Source organism: Bacillus sp. FSL W8-0183 (assembly GCF_038006825.1).
GTDB lineage: Bacteria > Bacillota > Bacilli > Bacillales > Bacillaceae > Bacillus > Bacillus altitudinis.
In genome coordinates this window covers 3,934,223-3,955,501 of record NZ_JBBOVY010000001.1, presented here as the reverse complement: position 1 = coordinate 3,955,501, position 21,279 = coordinate 3,934,223, and the positions used below count along the sequence as shown (strand labels likewise).

Genomic DNA, 21,279 nt, shown 5'->3' with positions numbered 1-21,279 from the left:
GCATGAACATTGAACAATTTACAGCAGCACTAGAGGAGAAAGGGATCACTCTTTCTCCAGTGCAGCTTGAACAATTTGAAACTTACTTCCATATGCTTGTAGAATGGAACGAGAAGATGAATTTAACGTCCATTACAGAAAAGGAAGAAGTATATTTAAAGCATTTTTATGACTCGATATCAGCAGCATTTTTTATTGATTTTCACAATGTGACAACAATTTGTGATATTGGAGCTGGTGCTGGTTTTCCAAGCATTCCTCTTAAAATTTGTTTCCCTCATCTACATGTGACCATTGTTGATTCTCTCCAGAAACGCATTACGTTTCTCAATGAGTTAGCAAAAGGGTTAAACTTACAAGATACTACTTTTTATCATGATCGTGCGGAGACCTTTGGACAACGTAAAGATCAACGTGAAAGCTATGACCTTGTCACCGCTAGAGCAGTTGCGCGCTTATCTGTCTTGAGCGAACTATGCCTGCCTCTTGTGAAAAAGGAAGGTTTGTTTGTTGCATTAAAAGCATCTGCTGCAGATGAAGAGATGCAAGCAGGAAAAAAAGCCGTCACTGTCCTCGGAGGAGAGGTTGTTGAAAAGCATTCCTTTGTTCTTCCTTTAGAAGAAAGCGAACGGAACATCATTGTCATTGAAAAGAAAAAACAAACACCAAAAAAATATCCTAGAAAACCAGGAACACCTAATAAATCACCAATAGAGGGTTGATCATGTAAAAGGTCGGTTTTTCTTCAATATTTATGATTTTACAGAAGGAAAAAACATGAGAAAATAGAATTATAAAAAGGTAGTTTTTAAAGGTGGTGTAGGTTCATGAAGCATTCACTCTCACGCTTCTTCGGGCTTGGTGACAAAGAACATCCTGAGCGTGATACCGAAATAGAGGCAGAGATTGCTGAGCATGAAACATTAAAGGAAGAGATACAGGAGCTCCCGGTCGACACAATTATGCCTAACCGTTTTCAGCCACGCACCATTTTTTCAGAAGAAAAGATACAAGAGCTGGCCACAACCATTCATACCCATGGCATTATTCAACCGATTGTTGTTAGACCAACAGAAGAAGAAGGAAAATATGAACTGATCGCCGGCGAAAGACGTTGGAGAGCGGTACAAACTCTTCAATGGGAGAAGATCCCCGCTATTATAAAAGATTTTACTGATACGGAAACGGCATCTGTGGCATTGATTGAAAATTTGCAAAGAGAAGAGCTGTCTGCAATTGAAGAGGCTCATGCTTATGCACGTCTTTTAGAGCTTCATGATTTAACGCAAGAAGCGCTTGCTCAGCGTTTAGGTAAGGGACAATCGACTGTTGCAAACAAACTAAGACTTTTAAAGTTGCCTAAAGAGGTACAGCAAGCCATTTTGGAGAAAAAAATCTCTGAGAGGCATGCCCGTTCACTTGTACCTCTAAAGCTGCCAGAATTACAGATCACGCTGTTGCAGGAAATCATCGAAAAGCAGCTGAATGTGAAACAGACTGAAGAGCGTGTAGTGAAGATGCTTGAACAAAAAACAGATCGCAAACCGAAGCCGAAACGTAAGGCGTTTAGCCGAGATACGCGAATTGCGATGAATACCATTCGTCAGTCTCTCCACATGGTAGAAGACAGCGGACTTAAAATAAATACCGAGGAAGAAGAATTTGAGGAATATATCCAATTAACGATTCGAATTCCTAAATAGAAAGAAGCTGATGAGCATTACTCGTCAGCTTTTTTGTCTTTCTCTCCCTTCAATTCATGATATTTACTTATTATTAATTAATTGGTAAAATATGATTTTCATAGTAGAAGGGAGGTGACATATAACCGATGAAAATGAAAAAGACTATTTTTGCTATTATCTGTTATTTACTAATCTCTTTTTCTCTTTTTTCAAATGAAACGACTGTGTTTGCTGTGAGCACGTCAACGAATCATGAGACCCATTCAGCGGAAGAAACGATTACGAAAGAAGAACTGAGTACTCTGAAGAAACAAGGTGTGGTTTCGACAGATGTAACGGTTCAACAATTAAATCAAGAGCAAGCGTCTCAGGACGATGCGATCGATGTGATCACAGCTGATGATGATTTGGAGAACTATGGTTTAAGGCAAAACAAACAGGATGAAATGGTAACAGATGAAAGGCCGAATACCATTCGCCATCTTTTTGGTAAACCGTATCCTGGAACCGATATTATGCCTCAAAAAGGGGATATATTGGTGACGAGCACTGGAGCTTTAAATGGTTTAATTGGTCATGCAGGCATCGTCATTAATGAGAAAAGCTATGCATCCATTCCTGGGTTCCGGCAGCATCCCAATATTGATTCCATTCAAAGTTGGTTTCGCTATAGTGCCAATACAAAGGTGATTCGGATCAATCATCAGGAAAAGGCAGATTTAGCAGGGGATTGGGCGCATGATTACGTGAAAGACCATCCGAAGGCTCGATATTCGATCACTATGTCTATTCAATCTTTGGACCCTACATATTGTTCAAAGATTGTATGGCAGGCTTACGCGAAAACCGGGGACGCTGTTGGACATGCCACATTTACCATTAAAGCACCCTATGGGTTTTTGAAAAAGAAGAACTATAAAACAGTGACACCTAAAGTCATTGTAAGTGAAGGCCGAAAAATTGGCGGGCTAAACTTTTGATTGTATCTCCCTCACTTTTATGAAAGTGGGGTTTTTTTGTCTCGTAATCTTCTTTAAAAAGATATATTAATATATCTTCTAAGCGCATTTTTATGCATCTATTCATGTACGGAAACACAGATTCATTCACGAATTTATAATGGGGGAACAAAAAAAGCAAACGTTTCATACTTTTTTTGATAGAATAGGAAGTATGAATGAATGAGAAACTTGTTAAGTTGAAAGTGGGTGACATCGTGGGGAAAATCATAGCGATTACCAACCAGAAGGGCGGCGTTGGGAAGACGACAACTTCTGTTAATTTGGGTGCGTGTTTAGCATACATAGGAAAACGAGTGTTGTTAGTTGATATTGATCCGCAGGGAAATGCCACGAGTGGTATTGGGATTGAGAAGGCAGACGTAGAGAAGTGCGTGTACGATATTTTAGTAGACGATGCAGATGTACTTGATGTGATTAAGACGACAGAGGTCGAAAATCTTGATGTCATTCCTGCGACGATACAGCTTGCAGGGGCTGAAATAGAGCTTGTGCCTACAATCTCACGTGAAGTGAGGCTGAAGAGAGCACTTGAATCTGTGAAGCAAAATTATGATTATATGATTATTGACTGCCCGCCATCACTTGGATTACTGACGATTAATGCGTTAACTGCATCCGATTCTGTTTTAATACCGGTTCAGTGTGAATATTATGCGCTTGAAGGATTGAGTCAATTGTTGAATACGGTTCGTCTTGTGCAGAAACATCTAAATACCGACCTTGCCATTGAAGGTGTCTTACTGACAATGCTTGATGCAAGAACAAACCTTGGAATTCAAGTCATCGAAGAAGTAAAAAAATACTTTAGAGATAAAGTCTATCAGACCGTGATTCCGAGAAATGTGAGACTAAGTGAAGCGCCTAGTCATGGGAAACCTATTATCTTGTATGATCCACGTTCAAGAGGTGCAGATGTCTATTTAGACTTAGCAAAGGAAGTGGATGCGAATGGCTAAAGGTCTTGGAAAGGGTATTAATGCGCTATTTAACAATGTGGATTCCAATGAAGAAACTGTCGAAGAAATTAAGTTGAAGGATTTACGGCCGAACCCTTATCAGCCAAGGAAAACGTTTGATGATGATGCCTTGTCTGATCTCAAAGAATCGATTCAGCAGCATGGTGTTTTACAGCCGATTATTGTTCGTAAATCGATTAAAGGATATGACATTGTCGCAGGAGAACGCCGTTTCCGTGCAGCACAACAAGCTGGTTTGACAACGATTCCTGCGATCGTCAGGGAATTTTCAGAAACACTGATGAGGGAGATCGCTCTTTTAGAAAACCTGCAGCGTGAGGATCTATCTCCACTAGAGGAAGCGGAAGCCTATGCGTCCTTGCTGGATCATCTCAGTGTGACGCAAGAGGAATTAGCGAAGCGATTAGGGAAAAGCAGACCGCATATTGCGAACCATCTCCGTCTGTTGACTTTACCGGATGACGTACAAAAGCTGATTGCGGATGGAACATTATCCATGGGACATGGACGCACGCTGCTTAGTTTGAAAAACAAAAAGAAGCTGGCGCCATTGGTAAAGAAGGTCGTGGACGAAGGATTGAATGTCCGTCAGGTTGAGAAACTTGTTCAGCAATTAAATGAAAATGTTCCACGTGAAACAAAGAAAAAAGAAGCACCAAAGGATCGCGTGTTGAAAGAAAGAGAATCTTTCTTACAAAATTACTTTGGTACTTCAGTGACGATCAAGAAACAGAAGAAAAAAGGGAAAATTGAGATTGAATTTCTCTCAAATGAAGATTTAGAAAGAATCCTTGAATTGCTTTCTACGAGAGAATCATCGGAATGACCATCTTGATATGAGATGGTCTTTTTTATATTCTTCCCGTGATATTTTGAATAGGGGTAAAGAGAGAACGGCTTTTTTCTCTCGTCCAATCCATTTGATCAATGTGGGATAGACTTTCAGAAAGTGTATTGGCCATAGACATTACAAGATGAAGACGTGTGTTTTGGAGAACGAAGTATTCCATAAAACCGCTCACGTTGACGATTCCATTAATATGAATATTTCCTACTTCTGGTAGATCTTTTTGCACACCTGCACCGGGCTTTAACGGTCCTTCTCCAATTTGAAACGATCCTACACTTTTCACTCTCCCTAAACAGGCATCAACGGCTACGATAAATGGGTGTTTATGAGCTTGTTCAATTTCAGCGAGCTTTTCCTTTAAATTGACCGCATGCACTGGGTCAGAGAGAGTGCCGTATACATGCAGCTTTTTTAAATCAAGACTTGAAAGCTTTGTTCCTACAAGTGGACCTAGAGAGTCACCGGTTGAGCGGTCTGTTCCTATGCAGACGATGGCAACGGGTCTTTTTCCTGCTTTCTGGAGATGCGAGAATAAAATACTTTTAAGCTGCTGAATGGCATTTGTATCCGTATGGGACACGTATTCTTTCACCCTATTTCTTAAAAAAAGACCGTTCTTGCTATTCATAGGTCTCACTTCCTTGTCATAGTAGTTAGTATCAGTATACGGAAACAAGCTTAATTCTATACCTATGAGGTGATGATTGTGTGGAAGGCTGGTTCAAGGTGGACGCTTTTAATTTTAGGAAGCTTGATAGGAGCGGGATATGCCTCCGGTCAAGAAATTTGGCAGTTTTTTGGCCTTGATAGCGGACTAGCCATTCTACTGTTTACGCTCATGTTTATGCTGTCTACCTATGTGGTGTTAAAAATCAGTTATGAGGTTCGTGCCGATCATTTTGTGCCGGTGTTAGAGCGTCTTGTAGGTCCTTGGCTGGCCAAGGTGTATGATATTTTAATTGTTCTTTATCTATTCACGACAACAACAGTCATGATTGCCGGTGGCGGGGTGACACTTGAGATGTATCATGTGCCATTTTGGGTTGGAATCGGTGCATTTTGTTTATTTTCATTTATGATTTTTTTCTGGGATGTGAAAGGGCTCTTATCTGTGAATGCTTTCATTATACCAATTTTGGTGGCGGGGCTCATCTATGCGTTTGTTTTTTATTATATGAATCATGATCATATGTGGAGAATTGATTTTGGCCAGCAATACAATTGGCCTGCCAGTATCGTCTTTGCTTCTTTGAATATATTATCTGTTGTGGCGGTGCTGTCTTCAGTGGGGAAAGAAATGAAGGGGCTTGGAGAGGCCAAGGTTGCGAGTATATTAAGCGGTTTGATTTTTGGTGTCATTTCTTATGTGTATAACGAAATACTAGTTGATATTTCTGGGAGTCTTTCAGCAGAGGGGATTCCTTTGTTTACAGTATTAGAGGGGGCACCAACATCATTGTTTGTGTTTATGACCATTGTTCTTTGTTTAGCGATTTATACAACAACCGCTGCGGGATTATTTGGTTTATCCAGCCGCATGCTCTCTTTTGTACGAATGCCCCGCTGGTTCATTGTATTCATCATGCTTCTTTTGATGGCACCTTTAACCTCTCTTGGATTTGCTGAATTGATTGCTTTCTTGTATCCGATTTACAGCTTGCTCAATCTTTATTTGCTTGTCTGTTTAATGCTGTATCCGATTTTAAGTAAAAAGATATTTTTTCGTTCTAAAAATTATACTGATAAAATAAAATAAACACCTCTCTTTTAAAGAGAAGTGCTTATTTTATCCGAATGGAATCAATCGCTTCCTTGATATCGTCATATACAGGCATGTGCTGGAGACGCTGCATGCGTTCCTCTATTTCTGAGATGGCTTGTCCCTTTAAATGCTGGGATACATGCTGTTTGACAATGGTTGTCTGGTTCATCATGTCTTCTGTTTTGGACAATTGGTACTCCAAGTGCATGCGTGTGTTTGCCAATTCATCGTGAAGCCGCATTTTCAGCAATCGCTTTAAATCTTTTCGTTGTCCTTCTCTGCGCATGGCCTGAATAGCGGCAATTTCTTCAGGTGATTGCGATTGTGTTTGTGGTGCAGATTGACTTTCGAATACAGACATGGAGCGGCGGGCACTCACATTTTGCAAGAAACGCTGGGCGTCACTAGGAGGTTTATTTTGATTGATCATATGGCGGCTCCTTTCTTAACGAATACCCATTTGCATCGCAAGGCGTCTATCTGCCTTGGCATAGTCATCACCCATTGTGTACATATGTCTTGAAAGGGTGGAAAGTTCTTGTTCGTAGTCTCTCAAGGTGTACAAGGCATTCAGTTGTTTTTCATGAGAATAAAAGGATGATTGCGGCTGCTCCATCCTTACTTCCTCTAACAGTGCTTCTACATCGCTATGGGTTAATAAATCATAGTGACCAAAGCCGACAAGTCCTTTCAGTTCTTGTTTTACATGATGGACGGCATCTTTTACACTATCATCAATTCCATCTATTTTCTCAAATACAGTGTGTACTTCATGTTCAATAATACTTTGTAGATCATAAGATGAATTTTTTAGTAAATGGGATTTTATGATAATTTCAAGCCCGCTTTGTGCATATGCACGGCCTGAATGGATTTCTTGTAAAAGCATCGCTGTAAAACTTGTATTGTGATCAAGCTGTTCATCTAAAATACGAGCGGTTCCATTCGAATGGAATGAATACCCATTTATTTTAAACTCTCCTGAAACGAGAGCTAAAAATGCATTTGTATCAAATGATTCGTTCCATTCTATATTCATCGATGCAAAAGCTGATCTTAAAAAGGTGTCAATTTCTCTTGGTTTATATTTTATGGATTCTTGGACCGATCCCTGCTCCCGGGGCGGTACGGTGTACTTGACTTGTCCAACTCCATGATCATGGCGATTGAGTAAACCTACATAATGATTGGGTTGAATATATTCTGTGAGAACATGGGTGTATTTTCCTTCTACTGCTTTTTGCTGAATGGAAGGTGCCAGGCTGCTCCATATATTTGGGCTATCGAATGTGATGGCTTTTTTGACAGCTGGCTGTTCTGTCGCAATGTAAGCACAAACAGCACCGGCAAGCGCTTGTCCAGTGAGATAGATGGTTGCATTCGGGTGCTTCTGACAGACGTCCTCGATGTATTCCTTCCCTTTAAAAAAGACATGATCTTGCTTTCCGGCTAAGGATTTTCTTTCAATGGGGTAGGCATAATCCGTTTTTAACAATGATTGGGTAGCCGTTTGAACATCTTGTGTCGATGTCACCGTCATTTGTTTTGGCAGAGGACAGTGAAACGCGACAATGAACTCATCTGACTGTTCCTGCTGCATCGTTAAACCATATAATTGATGATCTATTTTTAGAAAATCGTTGACAGTGAGCGTATGCTGACCTACTTCTATCGTATGGTTCTGCTGGTAATTCTCTGAGTTTCCAGCGTGATCGGATATGATTTTATAATCTTTGTCGGTTAATCTATCCTTTCGATTGACCATCGTACCTGCTCCCTCACATAACATTTATGCAGATATCATAAATCAAAAAATATGGAAAAACCACAGCGTTCTACCAATAAAAACCTTTTGACCTACAGTGTTTGTGACAATATTGAAAAAAAGCGGAGTTTAAGTAACTATTGGTCACAAATAAAATGATCTAAAAGAAGGGTTTTTTCTATAAAAAAGAACGGGATTGATACATGACAGCGGCTCTTTATTTTGTGCATTGCTCTCCATCGGCGTTTTTTTGTACAATAGATTTAATGAAGTGAGCAAGAGAGGTGAATGCTGATGGCAGACAAAGCGTTTGGGTTACATGATGTTGTTGAAATGAAAAAACCCCATCCATGTGGTGCCAATCGGTGGAAAGTCATTCGTTTGGGCATGGATATTCGTATTAAATGCGAAGGGTGCGGGCACAGCGTGATGATTCCAAGAAGAGATTTTGAACGAAAAATGAAGAAAATTCTCGTCAAGCATGAGGAGCCAACTGCTTAAGTAGGCCTCATGCTTTTTTGATGAAATTTGTCTTTTGTTCAGAGAAACAGATGCAATTTCTTATTTTAAAGCTCCGATTTAGTCTTTTTGGTAATGTTTCTTCTATTGAAAATGCATGATGGTTAGCTTGTCTTTTCATGTAAACCTACTTATAATTGCTCTAGGTTCATATTACGCAGTATAACGAGCACGTTTCATATAGAGGAGATGAAAGAATGGCTTTAACAGCTGGTATTGTTGGCTTACCTAACGTCGGGAAGTCAACGCTATTTAATGCAATTACACAGGCTGGAGCGGAGTCTGCTAACTATCCGTTCTGTACCATTGATCCAAACGTCGGAATTGTAGAAGTTCCAGACGAGCGTTTGCAAAAACTAACAGAATTAGTGCAGCCGAAAAAGACAGTTCCGACTGCTTTCGAATTCACTGATATTGCTGGTATTGTGAAAGGTGCATCTAAAGGAGAAGGTTTAGGGAATAAATTCCTTTCTCACATTCGTCAAGTAGATGCGATCTGTCATGTGGTGAGAGCTTTTGCTGATGATAACATTACACATGTGTCAGGTAAGGTTGACCCAGTGTCAGATATTGAAACGATTAATTTAGAATTGATTTTGGCTGATCTAGAAACGGTTGAAAAGCGTTTAACTCGTGTGAGTAAGCTTGCGAAACAAAAAGATAAGGAAGCGGTAGCTGAATTTGATATTTTGGAAAAGCTGAAGGACGCATTTGAAGCTGGGAAATCTGCAAGATCGGTTGAATTTACAGATGAGCAGCAGAAGCTTGTGAAGCAGCTTCATTTACTCACGTCAAAACCTATTCTGTATGTAGCAAATGTGAGTGAGGACGAAGTAGCAGATCAGGACGGAAACGAATATGTACAGCAAATTCGTGAGTTTGCATCTGGCGAAAACGCTGAAGTCATCGTCGTTTGTGCGAAGATTGAATCTGAAATTGCAGAGCTTGAAGGAGAAGAGAAGCAAATGTTCCTTGAAGAGCTGGGCATCAAAGAATCAGGTTTAGATCAGTTGATTAAAGCGTCTTATTCACTTCTAGGTTTAGCTACGTATTTCACAGCAGGTGAGCAAGAAGTGCGCGCTTGGACATTTAAAAAAGGAATGAAGGCGCCGGAATGTGCTGGAATCATTCATACGGACTTCGAGCGTGGATTTATTCGTGCTGAAACGGTTGCTTATGAAGATTTACTAGCTGGCGGAAGTATGTCTGCTGCAAAAGAAGCAGGAAAAGTTCGTTTAGAAGGTAAAGAATATATAGTGAAAGATGGAGACGTCATTCATTTCCGTTTTAACGTATAGGTTCTTGTCATAGGCCAAGTAATTTGTTATAATATACAATTGTGAGTAATATAATTTATTGCTCCTTGCCCGTATAGGGCCGCTTAGACCAAAAGGAGGTGCAATCAGATGAGAAAGTACGAAGTTATGTACATCATCCGCCCAACAGTTGACGATGAGGCTAAAAAAGCAGTTATCGACCGTTTTAATAACGTGTTAACTTCTAACGGTGCGGAGATCACTGGAACAAAGGATTGGGGTAAACGTCGTCTTGCATACGAAATCAACGATTTCCGTGAAGGCTTCTACCAAATCGTAAACGTTCAATCTGACGCTGCAGCAGTTCAAGAATTTGACCGCTTAGCTAAGATCAGTGACGATATCATTCGCCACATTGTTGTTAAAGAAGAAGAGTAAATCATTGAAATATATATTTAAAGGTGGTCTTTCAATATGCTAAACCGTGTTGTATTGGTCGGAAGACTAACAAAAGACCCTGAGCTTCGCTACACGCCTAATGGTGCGGCTGTAGCCACGTTTACTCTAGCTGTGAATCGTACGTTTACGAATCAATCTGGAGAGCGTGAAGCCGATTTCATTAACTGTGTTACTTGGAGAAGACAAGCCGAGAACGTGGCTAATTTCTTGAAAAAAGGAAGTCTTGCCGGTGTAGACGGTCGCTTGCAGACAAGAAACTATGAAAACCAGCAAGGACAGCGTGTCTTCGTGACAGAAGTTCAAGCTGAAAGTGTTCAATTTCTTGAGCCTAAAAGCGGCGGTGCTGGTTCAGGTGGATACAGCGGCGGTGGCAATAGCGGAGGCCAGTATTATGGCGGCAGCCAAAATGATCAGAATCCATTTGGAAATGAACCAAGTCAAAATCCATATGGCAATCAAAACAACCAAAATCGTAATCAGGGAAATAGCTTCAATGATGACCCATTTGCGAATGATGGTAAACCGATTGACATCTCCGATGATGATTTGCCATTCTAATTGATCTGAAAAAAATGACCAAAGGAAAGGTGTGAAAACAAATGGCAGGTGGACGCAGAGGCGGTCGTGCGAAACGTCGTAAAGTATGTTTCTTTACTTCTAACGGAATCACGCACATCGATTACAAAGATGTTGATCTTCTTAGAAAGTTTGTTTCTGAGCGTGGTAAAATTTTACCTCGTCGTGTAACAGGAACTAGCGCTAAGTATCAACGTAAATTGACATTAGCGATTAAAAAATCACGTCAAATGGCATTACTTCCATACGTTACTGGTGAGTAAGTCGTTGACTTAAAAGCGAAGGGCCTTGAGCTCTTCGCTTTTTTTATTTGTCTCACTTTTATGAGAAAGTCGTTTCTGGCAGTCTAACTAGGGGAAGTATGTAAAAAGAGAGTCAACGTGACAGTTTGTTCTATACAAATACTAGGTTAATCTGTCATATTGGTATTTTAAAATATACTTGCAGTCAGGGCGTGGGAAGATGATTGAATTTAAGAATGTATCGATGCAATTTTCTGATGACCGCTATGCCGTTCAATCTGTTGATTTGGAGATTCAGAAAGGTGAATTTTTTGTATTGATTGGACCTAGTGGAAGCGGGAAAACGACGACTTTGAAAATGATCAATCGTCTCATCTCTTCTACAGAAGGTGAGATTTACATAAAGGGTCGAACCATCAGCGATTATGATATTTATGAGCTGCGCTGGGATATTGGTTATGTGCTTCAGCAAATAGCGTTGTTCCCTCATATGACCATAGAAGAGAATATTGCTGTAGTGCCAGAGCTGAAACAATGGAAGCGGACTGAGACGAATCAGCGTGTTGATGAGTTGATGTTCATGGTGGGGCTTGAGCCTTCTACCTATCGACATCGAAAGCCAGCAGAGCTTTCAGGTGGACAGCAGCAGCGAGTCGGCGTAGCACGGGCACTTGCTGCTGATCCTGAGATTGTCCTAATGGATGAACCTTTTAGTGCGTTAGATCCACTGACGAGAGAGAAATTACAAGATGATCTGCTTGAGTTACAACGCCGTATTCAAAAGACCATCGTTTTTGTGACACATGATATGCAGGAAGCCATGAAGCTTGGAGATCGGATATGTGTGATGAATGAAGGAAAAGTGGTGCAGGTTGGACGCCCAGAGGAATTGATTCAGCATCCAGTGAATCCATTTGTGCGGGAGTTTGTTTCAGGAGCTGCCCGTCATGTAGACCATCAAGCATTTGAGCTGACAACTATTTCTCAGCCCATGCCTCAAGAAGATCTGTTAGGCGATGAAGCGGTCTCCATCCATGCGACGCTGGAAGAGGTTCTATCTCGACTGGCAGAGCATGAAGAGCTTGTTGTTGAGAAGGATGGGGAACGGATCGGACTCATCACTCGTCAAGCGGTGATTCAGTATTTAGCCGGTACTTCTGCTGAGAGGGGCGAGACACATGAATGAATGGACCAGTGTGCTATGGGCTCGAAAAGATCAGCTCGGACACGCCTTACTTGAGCATATTCAAATTTCCTTCATTGCGTTATTTCTAGCGATTTTGATTGCCATTCCATTAGGGATTTATTTAACGAGAGTCCCTAAGATAGCAGAGTGGATCATTGGGGTGACGGCTGTCTTGCAGACAATTCCGTCTTTGGCGCTGCTTGGACTACTGATTCCTCTCGTTGGGATTGGTCAAGTGCCCGCAATTATCGCTCTTGTCGTCTATGCTCTTCTTCCTATTTTAAGGAACACATATACAGGCATTCGTGAGGTCGATCCGTCGCTGCGGGAAGCGGCGCTCGCTATGGGAATGAATCACCGCAAACGCTTATTAAAAGTAGAACTCCCTCTTGCTATGCCAGTGATCATGGCAGGTATCCGAACGGGGATGGTCCTCATTGTAGGGACAGCCACTCTTGCAGCTCTTATTGGGGCAGGTGGATTAGGGAGTCTGATTCTGCTTGGAATTGATCGAAATGATATGTCTTTGATCATCATTGGTGCTATTCCAGCTGCATTACTTGCGCTCTTATTTGATGTGGTCTTGCGGACACTTGAGAAAATCTCCTTTAAAAAAACCGTGATCTCTGTAACGGTCTTTGCTGTAATAGCAGGAGCAGTTGTCGCTACCCCATTGCTGTTTCAACAAGAAAAGAAAGAGATCACCATTGGAGGGAAGCTGGGGTCAGAGCCTGAAATTTTGATCTCTATGTATAAGCTTTTAATTGAGCAGGATACAGATATCCAAGTCAATCTTAAGCCTGGTCTTGGTAAGACGTCCTTTGTTTTTCAAGCACTGCGGTCTGGTGATATTGACATCTATCCTGAATTTACAGGGACAGCGATTTCTGAATTTCTGAAAGAAACAGCGAAAAGCACGGATAAGGAAAAAGTGTATGAGCAAGCGCACCAAGGTTTGGCGTCATCCTTTCAGCTTCAGCTTCTTCAGCCGATGGCTTATAACAATACATATGCTTTAGCCGTGCCTCAATCACTAGCGGATCAATATGATTTATCAAAGATTTCAGATCTGGGTCAAATCAAGAATCGTATACGTGCTGGCTTTACTTTAGAGTTTTCTGATCGTCAGGATGGATATTTAGGCATTCAAAAAGCTTATCAGTTTTCTTTTGACGATGTGGTCACGATGGAACCGAAACTTCGATATCGAGCCATTCAAAAAGGGAATATTCAGTTGGTCGATGCGTATTCGACAGACAGTGAATTGAGACAATACAAGTTGAAGGTGCTGGATGATGACAAGCATGTTTTCCCGCCCTATCAAGGAGCGCCCTTGCTAAGACAGGAGACATTAAAAGAGTATCCTGAGATTGAGGCCTCTCTCAACAAGCTCGCTGGTCAAATTACAGATGATGAGATGAGAGAAATGAATTACGAAGTCAATGTGAAGGGGAAAGATGCATTTCAAGTAGCCGAAGCCTATTTAAAAAAGAAAAAATTACTTCAATAATCAAGGGGAAGCAGGTCTGCTATATATAAAGCGGCCTGCTTTTGAAAAGAAAAAAACAAAAATCATTGACATCTATTTCAAAAAAGAATATCCTTAATTCGAGATAAATATATTTTTTGGTCATATATCTCGAATTCGAGATAATATAAAAGCGTCTGTCAAGACATAATGAGTAGGGACATGTTACGTCATGAAGAGGAGGTCATTAGAAGTGAAGAAAACAGAAGGAATTCACCATATCACAGCAATTGTTGGTCATCCTCAGGAGAACGTTGATTTTTATGCAGGTGTTTTAGGTCTGCGTCTCGTGAAAAAGACCGTCAATTTTGATGATCCAGGCACATACCATTTATATTTTGGAAATGAAGGAGGTTCTCCAGGTACCATTATTACGTTTTTCCCTTGGCCAGGTGCACAAAAGGGACAAATTGGAGCAGGTCAAGTAGGTGTGACAACATATGTCGTACCGACCGGTGCCTTCTCTTTTTGGAAGGAACGCCTTGAGCAGTTTGACGTTTCTTATGAAATGATTGAACGCTTTGGTGAGGCCTTTCTCTCATTTGAAGATCCGCACGGTTTATTGATAGAACTTGTAGAGCGTGAAGAAGGAAAACAGAATGACTGGACATTTAATGGGGTGACACCAGAAGTAGCGATTAAAGGGTTTGGCGGAGCTGTTTTATTAACTTCACAGCCTGAGCAAACGATGCAGCTACTAGAGCAAACGATGGGACTTGAAAAAGTCGGCACAGAAGGAGATTATGTGAGATTCCGTTCGTTTGGAGAAATCGGCAATGTCATTGATGTGAACAAGACACCTGTTGCACGAGGACGTATGGGCGTGGGAGTTGTACATCATATTGCGTGGAGAGCAACAGATGATCAGGATCAATTAGATTGGCAAAGCCATATTGCGCAAAGCGGATATCAAGTGACGCCTGTGCAAGATCGAAATTATTTCAATGCGATTTATTTTAGAGAGCTTGGCGGCATATTATTTGAGATTGCGACCGATCCTCCAGGGTTTGCACACGATGAATCTGTGGAAACGATGGGTGAAGCGTTGAAACTGCCACCGCAATATGAGGCGCAGCGTAGTCAAATTGAACAAATCGTGCTGCCGATTGAGGTAAGAGAAATCAAAGGGAAAGGAGATTCATGATGAAGCATCTTTTTCAAAAAGGAAAGAATGAACAAAAGCCTGTCCTTCTCATGCTGCATGGAACTGGCGGGACAGAGCATGATTTATTGCCGCTTGCAGAAGTGGTAGACCCTGAAGCATCTGTTCTTAGTGTGAGAGGAAATGTATCAGAAAACGGCATGCCGCGTTTTTTCAGGCGTTTGGCAGAGGGTGTTTTTGATGAGCAAGATTTAATTGAGCGTACAGAGGAATTATATACATTTATCGGGGAAGCAGCAGATAAGTATGGATTTGATCGTCACAATGTGGTAGCCATCGGCTATTCAAACGGGGCGAACATTGCTGGAAGTCTGTTATTCCATTACAGAGATGCGTTGAAAGGAGCGATCCTGCATCATCCAATGGTCCCAAGACGAGGGGTTTCATTACCTTCATTAGCGGGGAAACAAGTCTTTATAGCAGCTGGTGAAAATGACCCAATGTGTCGTCCTGAGGAATCTCAGGAACTGGAGCAACTGCTTCAGGAGGCGGGAGCATCCGTAACGCTTCATTGGGAAAATCGTGGACATCAACTAACGAGAGAAGAAGTCGATGCTGCGGCATTGTGGTATCGTCGTCAATTTAAATAAGGTGGGGAATACAGGTGGGATTTTTACAGAAGCTATTTGGGCAAACCAAACAAAAGGAGATGGAACAAGTGGAAAACGTAAAACTAGCGATTATTTATTATAGTTCAACAGGTACAAACTATCAGATGGCAAAATGGGCTGAGGCTGGAGCGAAAGAAGCTGGTGCTGAAGTCAAAATTTTAAAGGTTCCTGAATTGGCACCAGAAGCCGTTGTTGCATCAAATCCAGCATGGAAAGCACATTTAGATGAAACAAAAGATGTCCCTGAGGTTCAGTTAAGTGACTTAGAGTGGGCAGATGCCATTATTTTCAGCATGCCGACACGTTTCGGTAACTTACCGGCTCAAATGAAGCAATTCTTAGACACAACAGGCGGTTTATGGTTCCAAGGGAAACTAGCAAACAAAGCAGTGAGTGCGATGACATCTGCACAAAACCCAAATGGCGGACAGGAGCAGACAGTTCTGAGCCTTTATACAACGATGTTCCACTGGGGAGCCATTATTGCCGCTCCTGGATACACGGATGATTCCTTATACGGCGCAGGGGGTAACCCTTACGGTGTGAGTGTGACTGTTGACCAAAATGGAAAGATCCAAGAGGATGCAGAAGCAGCCGCAAAACATCAGGCGAAACGTACAGTGAATGTAGCGGAATGGATCAAAAAAGGTCAAAACGCTTAATAGATGTATACAAAAAGAATGCAGCCACTCCGCTGCATTCTTTTTTCATTAATAAGGATCTGAAGGTGTGCTGTTGTTGATCGCATCGTTGACAGCCTGTGCCGCGCCTGTTGATCCAATGGGACCGCTTGGCTCCTCTTGTTTGAAGGCTTTTAAGCCATCGGCCACACGTTTTCCGTAGTCAGGATCAGCTTTTGTGAAGTTTTCGATCATTTGGTCTTGGATGTCTTTTTGGCAGGTAGCTAAGGTGTTGACTAAGTTTTTAATCAGTTCCTCACGTTCCCAATCATTGAAGCGGCGATAGGTTTCTCCGGCTTGTCCGAAATTGTTCGGGCGGTCAATGGCTTCTCGCTTGACTTCACCCTCTACAAAAGGCGTATGATCCTTTCCATCTTGCTGCGCTTCTTTTAATCCTCCGAGAATGGACGGTTCATAATTCACATGTGGGTTTTGTCCTTTTCCTTGATCCACATGATATTCCATTTGCCCATCTCGCTGATTGGTGGCAACATGCTTTTTCGGTGCATTGATCGGCAGCTGTAAATAATTTGGCCCGACTCGATATCGCTGCGTATCAGAGTAAGAGAAGGTACGCCCTTGCAGCAATTTATCATCTGAGAAATCTAATCCGTCTACAAGAACCCCCGTCCCAAAGGCAACCTGTTCCACTTCCGCAAAATAATTTTCTGGATTTTTGTTTAGCACCATTCGTCCGATCGGTTTCCATGGATAGTCATCCTTGTACCAGAGCTTTGTCGGATCGAGTGGATCAAAGTCTAGATGGGGATGGGTGTCATCTTCCATGATTTGCGCGTATACTTCCCATTCAGGATGATCCCCTTGTTCAATGGCTTCATATAAATCCTGTGTGGCATGATTAAAGTTTTCCCCTTGAATGGCTTGGGCTTGTTCTTGTGTCAGGTTGCGAATTCCTTGCTTTGGTTCAAAGTGATATTTGACCAACACTGCTTTTCCTTCATGATTCACCCATTTATAGGCATGGACGCCAGAGCCTTGCATGTGCCGGTATGTGGCAGGAATACCCCATGGCGAGAAGAGAAATGTCACCATATGTGTTGCTTCAGGTGATTGTGAAACGAAATCAAAAATGCGCTCACCATCCTGACGATTGGTGACAGGGTCAGGCTTAAAGGCATGAACCAAATCAGGGAATTTCAAAGCATCTCGAATAAAGAAAATTTTGAGGTTGTTCCCAACGAGATCCCAGTTGCCGTCTTCTGTATAAAATTTGATCGCAAATCCCCGCGGATCGCGTAAAGTTTCTGGTGAATGTCCGCCGTGAATAACAGAAGAGAATCGAACGAAGACAGGGGTCTTTTTTCCTTTCTCTTGAAATAATTTGGCTCTTGTATAAGTGGAAATGGGTTCGTCACCGAATGTACCGTAGGCTTCAAAGTATCCGTGTGCGCCAGCACCTCGTGCGTGAACGACACGTTCAGGGATGCGTTCACGATCAAAATGACTGATTTTCTCTAGGAAATCGTAGTTTTCAAGCGTAGTCGGTCCTCTATTCCCAACGGTTCTCATGTTTTGATTATCTGTTACCGGGTGACCTTGGCGATTCGTCAAGGTTTCTTCTGACTCTGAAGATGATGTAGGCTGTTGATCTTCTTTCAAGGTAGAATCCCTCCTTCAATATCTCCTTAACAATATGGTCATGTTGCTCCCTATTTCATACAAGGATTGATATAATGAGTGAAAACTTTTATGAGGAGCGGACCTAATGATTCGATTACACTGCCTTCACGCACATCCATCTAATATTTCTTACATTGACGACGCTTTCTATGACACAGGATTTGATCTGCATCACATCGTCGATTCATCATTTATGGAACGAGCCAAACAAGATCCCGCATTTGATCTTGAGCAGCAGCAAACCTATGCTATCAACAGACTCATGCAAGAAGAAGAGGCTGATCTTGTTTTATTAACGTGTACACAATACATTGCGGCTTTGGGGGAGCAGCAGCACCTGTTCAAACAACCAATTGTTCCGATAGATGAGCCGTTATTTGAGCAGATTTGTGAGCGAGAGGGTCCGCTTCAGCTAGTGTTTTCAAACCCAGATACAGTAGAAGGAACGATGAAGCGACTGTCTTCATATGTAAAAGAGCGGGGAAAGCAGTTGAAGGCAGAAGTGGTTGTGCTAGAGGATGTCTTTCATCTTTGCTTGAACGGTGATATACAAGCCTACCATGAGCGAATTATGGAACAGTTAAGGCAATCTGTGAAGCAGCAGCATGGAGATATTTGTGTAATGCAGCTCTCGATGGTTCACGCTGCAAAGCAGGTGGAGCAGGAAACAGGAGTGTCCATCATTCATCCGCTTTCACCACTTAAACCATTTGTTTATCAAAAAATAACGGCTTTAAAAGAGTGAACCCGTCAGGTTCGCTCTTTTTGTATAGAAACGTAAATGGGATGACATGTTAAAAAAATAATGGAGCGCAAACTATTTTTAACAGGTACGCGTCTATCCAATATAAGAAATAACAGATGCGCATTTAAGATAAAGGAGCTCTTTGTAAAATGAAGAAACGAAAGATTGATGATCAATTTGCGGATTACGTAATGGAGCATAAACACAGTTTTTATCGATTGTCCTATAGCTATGTCAAAAACCCAGAAGATGCGATGGATGTCGTTCAAGAGGCGATTCATAAAGCACTCAAATCTGTTCACAGATTAGAGGATGCGACCAAGATGCATAGCTGGTTTTATAAAATCGTCGTAAACGCTGCCCTCGACTTTTTACGAAAGAAGAAGCGTGTGCAGGTGACAGATGATGATACGCTTGAATTCTTATCACAGGGCGAATCAGATGTATATGAGGATCAAGACGTTAGACGAGCTATAGAGGATTTGCCTGAGATGTATCGGGTGATCATTATTTTGAGATTCTTTGAAGATTTAAAACTAGAGGACATCGCCCAAATTCTCGATGAAAATGAAAACACTATTAAAACAAGATTATATAAGGCGCTGCGGCTTTTAAAAGTAGAATTATCACAGGAGGAAATATAAATGGATAAGTATTTGGAACATTTAAAAGATGAATATTTAGAAATCCCTATCCCACCAGAATATGATGCTATGGTTGAACGAACGTTAAAAAGAAAAAATAAAAAACCTCATTTTCAGCAATGGACCATCGGACTTGTTGCAGCTGCAGCTCTTTTTATCACAACTGTTAATGTTAGTCCACAGGCAGCAAGAGCGATTTCAGAGATGCCTGTCATTGGCGAGCTGGTGAAAGTCGTGACGTTTACAGAATTTAAAAAGAGCGATCAAGGCACGAATATTGATCTTAAAACACCACACGTTTCAGGACTTGGGGACGGGACATTGCAAGACAGCCTGAATCAAAAATATTTAGCTGAAAACAAAAAGCTGTATCAAGATTTTGAAAAGGAAACAAAGGGTTATAAAAATGGTCATTTAAGTGTTGAGAGCGGTTATGAAGTGAGAACGAACAATGATCAAATCCTTTCACTAGGCCGATACAAGGTGACGACTCAGGCTTCTGCGGCAGAGGAAATGACATATGATACAGTTGATAAGAAAAATCATGTACTCATTACATTACCAAGCCTGTTTAAAGATGATCGTTATATTGATGTGATTAGTGAGAATATTAAAGAACAAATGAAGAAACAGATGAAAGAGGATTCAAACAAAATGTATTGGATTGGCAAGCAAGATATGGCGGATCCATTTAAGAAAATTAAGCCGGATCAAAACTTCTATATCAATTCAAAAGGGAAGCTTGTGATTTCCTTTAATGAATATGCTGTGGCGCCTGGTTACATGGGTGTTGTTGAATTCACGATTCCAACAAGCGTGTTAAAAGATATTCTCGTTAGCGATACGTACATTCATTAAAAAGAAAACAGACAAAAAAGACTGCTGAATGATTCAGCAGTCTTATCTTGTTTTATTAAGAAAGTGCGTCTGTCAGTGCAGGTACGACTTGTTTCTTTCTTGATACAACACCTTTTAGTAACGCTGTGTTGTTTTCAAGCGTGACGTTAAATGCTTTTTCTACTTTTGCTGCTTCTGCACCGAGTGCAAGAGCAAGGGAGTCATTTTCTAAAATATCTGTGATGACTAAAACAAATAGATCAAGACCTTTTGCTGCAATGACTTCATTGATTTTCGCTTCAATGTCAGCCTGTCTTGCTGTCACTTCTGCGATATCTACTGTATTGACTTGCGCAATTTCCACTTTGCTTTTGCCTAGTGCGAATTCTTTTGCATCAAGTGTAATTAATTCTTGAACCGTTTTTTGGCTTAGGTCAGCTCCTGCTTTCAGCATATCTAAACCATATACTTCAGGGTCTACTCCTGCGATTTTAGCCAGCTCATGCGCAGCATCAACATCCTGCTGTGTGCATGTTGGGGATTTGAATAGTAAGGAATCAGAAATGATCGCAGACAAAAGCAAACCAGCGATTTCTTTTTCAATTGTGACTTGGTGCTCTTTGTACATTTTGTTTAAGATCGTTGCTGTACAGCCTACTGGCTCAGCACGATAGTAAAGAGGTTCACTTGTTTCAAAGTTGGCAATACGGTGATGGTCAATGACCTCTGTCACTTGTACTTGATCAATATCGCTTACACTTTGTTGGAATTCGTTATGATCGACAAGAATGACTTGTTTTGTTTCGTTTGCAGCCGTTTCAATGAAACGAGGTGCTTCTTGTTTAAAGAAATCTAATGCGTATTGTGTTTCTCCATTGATTTCTCCAAGTCTGACAGCTTCTGCTTGAACGCCAATTTTGTTTTTCAGATCAGCGTAAGCGATAGCAGAGCAAATCGTGTCTGTGTCAGGGTTTTTGTGTCCGAATACGAGTGTTTTTCCCATGTGAATTCTCCTTCTTACTTTTATTGATGATGTTTCTATTCTAACAGCTTTTGACCTTGAATTCAGGGTTTATAGCTAAGAATAATCTAAAAAATTGTAACATGCTGTCTGAAAAGTTGCATGTACAAG

Annotated in this window: 24 protein-coding genes; 19 read left to right on the top strand and 5 right to left on the bottom strand. The window is 41.3% G+C overall.

Annotated features, from left to right (window positions below):
• Positions 1 to 2 precede the first annotated feature (2 nt).
• From rsmG to NSQ64_RS20805, 5 genes are all read left to right on the top strand, one after another.
• On the top strand, positions 3 to 722 hold the full coding sequence (rsmG, locus tag NSQ64_RS20825; RefSeq protein ID WP_007497477.1) for a 16S rRNA (guanine(527)-N(7))-methyltransferase RsmG: 720 nt from the start codon (positions 3 to 5) through the stop codon (positions 720 to 722).
• A 105-nt stretch (positions 723 to 827) separates the two neighbouring features.
• Positions 828 to 1,703: a nucleoid occlusion protein gene (noc, locus tag NSQ64_RS20820; protein WP_160758321.1), complete on the top strand. Its 876-nt coding sequence runs from the start codon at positions 828 to 830 to the stop codon at positions 1,701 to 1,703.
• 128 nt (positions 1,704 to 1,831) lie between these two features.
• Positions 1,832 to 2,665: a YiiX/YebB-like N1pC/P60 family cysteine hydrolase gene (locus NSQ64_RS20815; protein WP_039169031.1), complete on the top strand. Its 834-nt coding sequence runs from the start codon at positions 1,832 to 1,834 to the stop codon at positions 2,663 to 2,665.
• 236 nt (positions 2,666 to 2,901) lie between these two features.
• Entirely contained in the window at positions 2,902 to 3,663 is a 762-nt protein-coding gene (gene soj, locus NSQ64_RS20810) for a sporulation initiation inhibitor protein Soj (protein WP_008360890.1), read from the top strand.
• On the top strand, positions 3,656 to 4,510 hold the full coding sequence (locus NSQ64_RS20805) for a ParB/RepB/Spo0J family partition protein (protein WP_144680337.1): 855 nt from the start codon (positions 3,656 to 3,658) through the stop codon (positions 4,508 to 4,510). Before soj ends, NSQ64_RS20805 begins: the two co-directional genes overlap by 8 nt.
• Positions 4,511 to 4,535: 25 nt before the next feature.
• Here the strand turns inward: NSQ64_RS20805 and yyaC are convergent, their stop codons facing one another.
• Positions 4,536 to 5,162, bottom strand: coding sequence for a spore protease YyaC (yyaC, locus tag NSQ64_RS20800; protein ID WP_135009457.1), 627 nt, complete (start codon positions 5,160 to 5,162; stop codon positions 4,536 to 4,538).
• 72 nt (positions 5,163 to 5,234) lie between these two features.
• Between yyaC and NSQ64_RS20795 the strand changes: the two genes are divergently transcribed.
• Entirely contained in the window at positions 5,235 to 6,290 is a 1,056-nt protein-coding gene (locus NSQ64_RS20795) for a YkvI family membrane protein (protein WP_341018195.1), read from the top strand.
• Positions 6,291 to 6,315: 25 nt separating this feature from the next.
• On the opposite strand, the gene NSQ64_RS20790 is transcribed toward NSQ64_RS20795, so the two are convergent.
• Together NSQ64_RS20790 and NSQ64_RS20785 are read right to left on the bottom strand one after the other, a co-directional pair.
• On the bottom strand, positions 6,316 to 6,726 hold the full coding sequence (locus NSQ64_RS20790; RefSeq protein ID WP_007497462.1) for a hypothetical protein: 411 nt from the start codon (positions 6,724 to 6,726) through the stop codon (positions 6,316 to 6,318).
• Positions 6,727 to 6,741: 15 nt separating this feature from the next.
• Positions 6,742 to 8,061, bottom strand: a complete 1,320-nt coding sequence (locus NSQ64_RS20785; RefSeq protein ID WP_341018192.1) for a hydrolase — start codon at positions 8,059 to 8,061, stop codon at positions 6,742 to 6,744.
• Between the two features lie 294 nt (positions 8,062 to 8,355).
• On the opposite strand from NSQ64_RS20785, the gene NSQ64_RS20780 reads away from it, so the two are divergent.
• From NSQ64_RS20780 to wrbA, 10 genes are all read left to right on the top strand, one after another.
• Positions 8,356 to 8,562, top strand: a complete 207-nt coding sequence (locus tag NSQ64_RS20780) for a DUF951 domain-containing protein (protein ID WP_008347561.1) — start codon at positions 8,356 to 8,358, stop codon at positions 8,560 to 8,562.
• Positions 8,563 to 8,777: 215 nt separating this feature from the next.
• The gene (gene ychF / locus NSQ64_RS20775; RefSeq protein ID WP_007497458.1) at positions 8,778 to 9,878 is read left to right on the top strand and encodes a redox-regulated ATPase YchF; all 1,101 of its coding nucleotides are present in this window, start codon (positions 8,778 to 8,780) and stop codon (positions 9,876 to 9,878) included.
• A gap of 108 nt (positions 9,879 to 9,986) precedes the next feature.
• Positions 9,987 to 10,274, top strand: a complete 288-nt coding sequence (rpsF, locus tag NSQ64_RS20770) for a 30S ribosomal protein S6 (protein WP_008347557.1) — start codon at positions 9,987 to 9,989, stop codon at positions 10,272 to 10,274.
• Between the two features lie 36 nt (positions 10,275 to 10,310).
• Positions 10,311 to 10,853, top strand: a complete 543-nt coding sequence (ssbA, locus tag NSQ64_RS20765; protein WP_007497456.1) for a single-stranded DNA-binding protein SsbA — start codon at positions 10,311 to 10,313, stop codon at positions 10,851 to 10,853.
• 41 nt (positions 10,854 to 10,894) lie between these two features.
• On the top strand, positions 10,895 to 11,134 hold the full coding sequence (gene rpsR, locus NSQ64_RS20760; protein ID WP_008347556.1) for a 30S ribosomal protein S18: 240 nt from the start codon (positions 10,895 to 10,897) through the stop codon (positions 11,132 to 11,134).
• 199 nt (positions 11,135 to 11,333) lie between these two features.
• On the top strand, positions 11,334 to 12,299 hold the full coding sequence (locus tag NSQ64_RS20755) for an ABC transporter ATP-binding protein (RefSeq protein WP_341018188.1): 966 nt from the start codon (positions 11,334 to 11,336) through the stop codon (positions 12,297 to 12,299).
• Complete coding sequence (locus tag NSQ64_RS20750) at positions 12,292 to 13,809, top strand: ABC transporter permease/substrate-binding protein (protein ID WP_341018186.1); 1,518 nt, start codon at positions 12,292 to 12,294, stop codon at positions 13,807 to 13,809. Before NSQ64_RS20755 ends, NSQ64_RS20750 begins: the two co-directional genes overlap by 8 nt.
• A 190-nt stretch (positions 13,810 to 13,999) precedes the next feature.
• The gene (locus NSQ64_RS20745) at positions 14,000 to 14,971 is read left to right on the top strand and encodes a ring-cleaving dioxygenase (protein ID WP_172793269.1); all 972 of its coding nucleotides are present in this window, start codon (positions 14,000 to 14,002) and stop codon (positions 14,969 to 14,971) included.
• Positions 14,968 to 15,579, top strand: coding sequence for an alpha/beta hydrolase (locus NSQ64_RS20740; protein WP_146271919.1), 612 nt, complete (start codon positions 14,968 to 14,970; stop codon positions 15,577 to 15,579). The genes NSQ64_RS20745 and NSQ64_RS20740 overlap by 4 nt, the downstream gene beginning before the upstream one ends.
• A gap of 59 nt (positions 15,580 to 15,638) precedes the next feature.
• Complete coding sequence (gene wrbA / locus NSQ64_RS20735) at positions 15,639 to 16,262, top strand: NAD(P)H:quinone oxidoreductase (RefSeq protein ID WP_045034926.1); 624 nt, start codon at positions 15,639 to 15,641, stop codon at positions 16,260 to 16,262.
• Between the two features lie 48 nt (positions 16,263 to 16,310).
• Here the strand turns inward: wrbA and katX are convergent, their stop codons facing one another.
• Entirely contained in the window at positions 16,311 to 17,810 is a 1,500-nt protein-coding gene (katX, locus tag NSQ64_RS20730) for a catalase KatX (RefSeq protein WP_230677060.1), read from the bottom strand.
• Between the two features lie 196 nt (positions 17,811 to 18,006).
• Between katX and NSQ64_RS20725 the strand changes: the two genes are divergently transcribed.
• The 3 genes from NSQ64_RS20725 (at position 18,007) to NSQ64_RS20715 (ending at position 20,168) form a co-directional block, all read left to right on the top strand.
• A complete protein-coding gene (locus NSQ64_RS20725) occupies positions 18,007 to 18,666 on the top strand; it encodes a hypothetical protein (protein WP_268382564.1) in 660 nt (219 codons plus the stop codon).
• Between the two features lie 149 nt (positions 18,667 to 18,815).
• Positions 18,816 to 19,310 (top strand): RNA polymerase sigma factor, encoded by a 495-nt coding sequence (locus NSQ64_RS20720; RefSeq protein ID WP_341018181.1) that lies wholly within the window; start codon positions 18,816 to 18,818, stop codon positions 19,308 to 19,310.
• Positions 19,311 to 20,168: a DUF3298 and DUF4163 domain-containing protein gene (locus NSQ64_RS20715; RefSeq protein WP_341018179.1), complete on the top strand. Its 858-nt coding sequence runs from the start codon at positions 19,311 to 19,313 to the stop codon at positions 20,166 to 20,168.
• Between the two features lie 55 nt (positions 20,169 to 20,223).
• On the opposite strand, the gene NSQ64_RS20710 is transcribed toward NSQ64_RS20715, so the two are convergent.
• Positions 20,224 to 21,150: a manganese-dependent inorganic pyrophosphatase gene (locus NSQ64_RS20710; protein ID WP_341018177.1), complete on the bottom strand. Its 927-nt coding sequence runs from the start codon at positions 21,148 to 21,150 to the stop codon at positions 20,224 to 20,226.
• Positions 21,151 to 21,279 lie beyond the last annotated feature (129 nt).

What these genes read in the sequence shown, in the direction of transcription:
- yyaC (WP_135009457.1), bottom strand. Translation starts at nt 5,162, where the DNA reads ATGAATAGCAAGAACGGTCTTTTTTTAAGAAATAGGGTGAAAGAATAC.
- rsmG (WP_007497477.1), top strand. Translation starts at nt 3, where the DNA reads ATGAACATTGAACAATTTACAGCAGCACTAGAGGAGAAAGGGATCACT.
- NSQ64_RS20780 (WP_008347561.1), top strand. Translation starts at nt 8,356, where the DNA reads ATGGCAGACAAAGCGTTTGGGTTACATGATGTTGTTGAAATGAAAAAA.
- NSQ64_RS20750 (WP_341018186.1), top strand. Translation starts at nt 12,292, where the DNA reads ATGAATGAATGGACCAGTGTGCTATGGGCTCGAAAAGATCAGCTCGGA.
- NSQ64_RS20790 (WP_007497462.1), bottom strand. Translation starts at nt 6,726, where the DNA reads ATGATCAATCAAAATAAACCTCCTAGTGACGCCCAGCGTTTCTTGCAA.
- katX (WP_230677060.1), bottom strand. Translation starts at nt 17,810, where the DNA reads ATGAGAACCGTTGGGAATAGAGGACCGACTACGCTTGAAAACTACGAT.
- NSQ64_RS20745 (WP_172793269.1), top strand. Translation starts at nt 14,000, where the DNA reads ATGAAGAGGAGGTCATTAGAAGTGAAGAAAACAGAAGGAATTCACCAT.
- rpsF (WP_008347557.1), top strand. Translation starts at nt 9,987, where the DNA reads ATGAGAAAGTACGAAGTTATGTACATCATCCGCCCAACAGTTGACGAT.
- NSQ64_RS20795 (WP_341018195.1), top strand. Translation starts at nt 5,235, where the DNA reads ATGATTGTGTGGAAGGCTGGTTCAAGGTGGACGCTTTTAATTTTAGGA.
- NSQ64_RS20710 (WP_341018177.1), bottom strand. Translation starts at nt 21,150, where the DNA reads ATGGGAAAAACACTCGTATTCGGACACAAAAACCCTGACACAGACACG.
- ychF (WP_007497458.1), top strand. Translation starts at nt 8,778, where the DNA reads ATGGCTTTAACAGCTGGTATTGTTGGCTTACCTAACGTCGGGAAGTCA.
- NSQ64_RS20725 (WP_268382564.1), top strand. Translation starts at nt 18,007, where the DNA reads ATGATTCGATTACACTGCCTTCACGCACATCCATCTAATATTTCTTAC.
- NSQ64_RS20815 (WP_039169031.1), top strand. Translation starts at nt 1,832, where the DNA reads ATGAAAATGAAAAAGACTATTTTTGCTATTATCTGTTATTTACTAATC.
- NSQ64_RS20805 (WP_144680337.1), top strand. Translation starts at nt 3,656, where the DNA reads ATGGCTAAAGGTCTTGGAAAGGGTATTAATGCGCTATTTAACAATGTG.
- NSQ64_RS20740 (WP_146271919.1), top strand. Translation starts at nt 14,968, where the DNA reads ATGATGAAGCATCTTTTTCAAAAAGGAAAGAATGAACAAAAGCCTGTC.
- wrbA (WP_045034926.1), top strand. Translation starts at nt 15,639, where the DNA reads ATGGAACAAGTGGAAAACGTAAAACTAGCGATTATTTATTATAGTTCA.
- noc (WP_160758321.1), top strand. Translation starts at nt 828, where the DNA reads ATGAAGCATTCACTCTCACGCTTCTTCGGGCTTGGTGACAAAGAACAT.
- NSQ64_RS20785 (WP_341018192.1), bottom strand. Translation starts at nt 8,061, where the DNA reads ATGGTCAATCGAAAGGATAGATTAACCGACAAAGATTATAAAATCATA.
- NSQ64_RS20715 (WP_341018179.1), top strand. Translation starts at nt 19,311, where the DNA reads ATGGATAAGTATTTGGAACATTTAAAAGATGAATATTTAGAAATCCCT.
- NSQ64_RS20755 (WP_341018188.1), top strand. Translation starts at nt 11,334, where the DNA reads ATGATTGAATTTAAGAATGTATCGATGCAATTTTCTGATGACCGCTAT.
- rpsR (WP_008347556.1), top strand. Translation starts at nt 10,895, where the DNA reads ATGGCAGGTGGACGCAGAGGCGGTCGTGCGAAACGTCGTAAAGTATGT.
- ssbA (WP_007497456.1), top strand. Translation starts at nt 10,311, where the DNA reads ATGCTAAACCGTGTTGTATTGGTCGGAAGACTAACAAAAGACCCTGAG.
- NSQ64_RS20720 (WP_341018181.1), top strand. Translation starts at nt 18,816, where the DNA reads ATGAAGAAACGAAAGATTGATGATCAATTTGCGGATTACGTAATGGAG.